The following is a 3396-nucleotide window of genomic DNA, read 5'->3' as shown; positions in this document are numbered from 1 at the left end:
CTATCTTCTTGAAGGGATCGACTGGCGGGCGCCGCAGCAGACATGGCGACCGCAGACAGCCGGATAATCGTCCCGGCGGCGCCATCAAGCCTCTCGCCTTGATCTGCAAATCGTGATTCGATTCCTGCATGCCGCACACGGATGATATTCCCGAGGATATTGAAGCGCTGAAGGAGATGCTGCGCGAGCGTTCAGCAGAGACGATTGCCCTTAAAGCCAGGCTTGTTGAAGCAGAGACAGCGCGTCTGTCAGCCGATGACCTCATCAAGCACCTGCGCCTTCAGATCCTCAAGCTGCAACGCGCCCGGTTCGGCCCGTCTTCGGAACGCTCGGCACGCCTGATCGAACAGTTTGAGCTGTCGCTGGAAGATATTGAAGGCGACATCGCCGAAGACGTGGCAAAGGCCGAGGCCGTCAAGACTGCTTTGGTTCCGGCCCACACGCGCCGCCAGCCGAAGCGCGGGCCGCTGCCCGAGCATCTGCCGCGCGAACGGGTCGTCGTCCCGCCGCCGCAGGCTTGCCCCTGTTGCGGCTCGGACAAGCTCTCCAAACTGGGAGAAGACGTCACGGAAACACTTGAGGTCATCCCGCGGAAGTTCTTCGTGAAGCAGACCGTGCGCGAGCGCTTCAGCTGCCGGGCCTGCGAGACCATTACCCAGCCGCCCGCGCCGTTCCACGTGATCGCACGCGGGCGCGCTGGCCCCTCCCTGCTCGCTATGATCCTGTGGTCGAAGTATGCAATGCATCTGCCGCTGAACCGGCAGGCGGGCGCGTTCAATCATGAGGGCATACCCCTCGAAGTCTCCACAATGGCGGACTGGGTCGGGGTAAGCGCGGCTGCGCTTGAGCCACTGACAGAGCTTATCTGCAAGTACGTCTTTACGGCCGCGCGTCTGCACGCCGATGACACGGCCGTGCCGGTGCTCGCCAAAGGCCAGACACGCACCGGGCGATTATGGGCCTATGTGCGCGATGACGTGCCGTTCGGCGGGCATGATCCTCCGGCGGTTGCTTACTACTACTCATCCGACCGGCGCGGCGAACATCCGCAGACCCATCTCAAGGACTGGAGCGGCATCCTGCAGGCCGATGCCTATGGCGGGTTCAATGCGCTCTACGGCGAAGCGCGTCTGCCAGGCCTGATCCGGGAGGCGGCTTGCTGGGCACATGCACGGCGTAAGTTCTTCGAGCTTGCCGACATTGAAGCTGCCGCCCGAAAGAAAGCGGCCGGTAAAACACAAAAGGCGATCTCACCGATCGCGCTTGACGCGGTCAAACGCATTGACGCGGTCTTTGACATCGAGCGCGCCATCAATGGTCAGACCGCAGACGACAGGCTTCGCGCCCGCCAGGAAAGCATCAAGCCGCTTATCGGTGAGCTTCACGACTGGATGACCGCGCAGCGGGCCCGCATCTCCGGCAAGGGCGATCTCGCCAAGGCTTTCGACTACATGCTGAAGCGCTGGCTCTCGTTCACCGCGTTCCTTGATGATGGCCGCATCTGCCTGACCAACAATGCAGCCGAACGCATGATCCGCCCGCTCACCCTCGGCCGGCGCAACTGGACGTTCGCCGGCTCGGACCGCGGCGGTGAGCGCGCCGCTGCAATCTACACGCTCCTGCAGACCGCCAGGCTCAACGGCGTCGATCCGCAAGCCTGGCTCGCCGACGTGCTTAGCAGGATCGCCTCCCACCCCGCAGCGCGCCTCAGCGAACTCCTGCCTTGGAACTGGAAACGCGATCAGAAACCCAACGCGACCTGATCAACCGCGCCCTTGGCCGGATGCGTACTCTGAAACCGCAAACTGGGGAATTTTACTCCGGCGCTTTTTGGCAAAATTACTTCGGCATTGACAAAAGGCATCCGCCTCGCAGACAGTGTTACAGAATCCAAGATAGATAATATTTTCACCGAACGGCCAATGCAATTGTAGGAATAGATATGCGGCGCAAGTTGACAGGAGTGATGATCGGCCTTTCGATGGCGTGGTTTCCGCTCACGGGTGCCCGGGCGGATGAGGTGCAGGCTGCATCGGCGTCAGCCCGGATCTCGGAGTCGCGTCAGGTCGACTATGTATCGCAGGTCACTGGCCGGCCGTACCGGCTGCTGATCTCCCTGCCCGAGGCTCCGCCACCTCCTGAAGGCTATCCGGTCGTGTATGTCACTGATGGCGGCCTCTATTTCGGAACAGTGACCGAAACCGCGAGGCTCCAGGGGCTGAACTTCTACACGCCGCCGATAGTCGTCGCGATAGGGTATCAGGAGGAGGGAACCAGGCCCGCACTTACCCTGCGAACAAAAGACCTTTCGCTTCCAATCGATGCTGCTTCTATCGAGGCAAATCCGCTCTTCACTCACAGCAAGCTGAAGGCGGAGGACACCGGCGAGCTCGACGATTACCTGACGATGCTGCGAACCGAGGTTAGAAGCCGGATTGTGGCCGAGTACCCCGTGGACCTGTCGCGTCAGGTGATCTTCGGCCATTCGCTGGGAGGGCTTGCCGTGCTGCGCCAGCTGTTGCGCGATCCAGCAGCCTATTCAGGCTACATCGCCTCTGCGCCGTCGATCTGGTACGATGACAAGGCTGTGCTGGCCGATATGGATGGGCTGCCGGACCTGCTCCGCCCGCTTTCGAAAGCACCAACGCTGATCCTTATGGTAGGCGGGGACGAGGAGGATTTGCCGCGGATCGCGCCGGATAACGACACTCTGCCAGCCGCATTGAGCAGCATATCGACGGCGGAATTGCGGGAGGGCTTACGCATCTCTGCCATGGTCACCAATGTTCAGCAGCTTGATGAGCGTCTTTCAGAGATGGACAATATCAACGTGACGACAGTGGTTTTCCCGGATGAAGACCATGCGAGCGTCGTGCCCGCCGCAATCAGTAGGGGGCTGCGGCTCACGCTTACGAAGTAGGTTGGGCATGCCGGAAGTGACGTTCTTAACATCCGTCTTGACATTTTCGGATTATAAATAATCCATAGATTTATCAGATTATTCTCCACGTCGTATATTGGGGGCAATATGCGGGATCGGGGGAAGCAGATGGCACAGAATTACGACGTTGCGGTGATCGGCCTTGGTGCATTTGGCGCATCGATCCTCTATCAACTTGCCCGCCGGTCCGTTCGTGTGGTCGGAATAGATCTCTACGTTCCACCGCATGACCGGGGTGCCAGCCATGGCGAGACGCGCATCACTCGCCAGGCGATTGGAGAGGGCGAGATTTACTGCCCGTTGGCAATTCGATCTCAGTCAATCTGGCGGGAGCTCGAGGAAGAGACAGAGGAAAGGCTTTTTCTTGACTGCGGTTTTGCTGCGATCGATAGTTCCGGTGGCGCATCTAACCTGCATGGCCGGACGGGATTTGTTGACCGGACGATAGAGGCGGC

Annotated in this window: 3 protein-coding genes; all 3 read left to right on the top strand. The window is 60.2% G+C overall.

All coding sequences use genetic code 11. From position 1 onward, the window contains the following. Positions 1-128: 128 nt before the first annotated feature. The gene (locus WEA77_RS08620; RefSeq protein ID WP_368067462.1) at positions 129-1763 is read left to right on the top strand and encodes an IS66 family transposase; all 1635 of its coding nucleotides are present in this window, start codon (positions 129-131) and stop codon (positions 1761-1763) included. Between the two features lie 179 nt (positions 1764-1942). Beyond that, on the top strand, positions 1943-2920 hold the full coding sequence (locus tag WEA77_RS08615; RefSeq protein ID WP_368067461.1) for an alpha/beta hydrolase: 978 nt from the start codon (positions 1943-1945) through the stop codon (positions 2918-2920). Between the two features lie 129 nt (positions 2921-3049). Then, positions 3050-3396, top strand: a 347-nt coding sequence (locus WEA77_RS08610) for an FAD-dependent oxidoreductase (RefSeq protein ID WP_368067460.1), incomplete at its 3' end; no start/stop codon positions are given.

Source organism: Hyphomonas sp. (assembly GCF_040882205.1).
GTDB lineage: Bacteria > Pseudomonadota > Alphaproteobacteria > Caulobacterales > Hyphomonadaceae > Hyphomonas.
This window is presented reverse-complemented; position numbering and strand designations above follow the sequence as displayed.

Excerpts from the sequence above, each read along its gene's own strand:
- WEA77_RS08620 (WP_368067462.1), top strand. The coding sequence starts at position 129 with ATGCCGCACACGGATGATATTCCCGAGGATATTGAAGCGCTGAAGGAG.
- WEA77_RS08615 (WP_368067461.1), top strand. The coding sequence starts at position 1,943 with ATGCGGCGCAAGTTGACAGGAGTGATGATCGGCCTTTCGATGGCGTGG.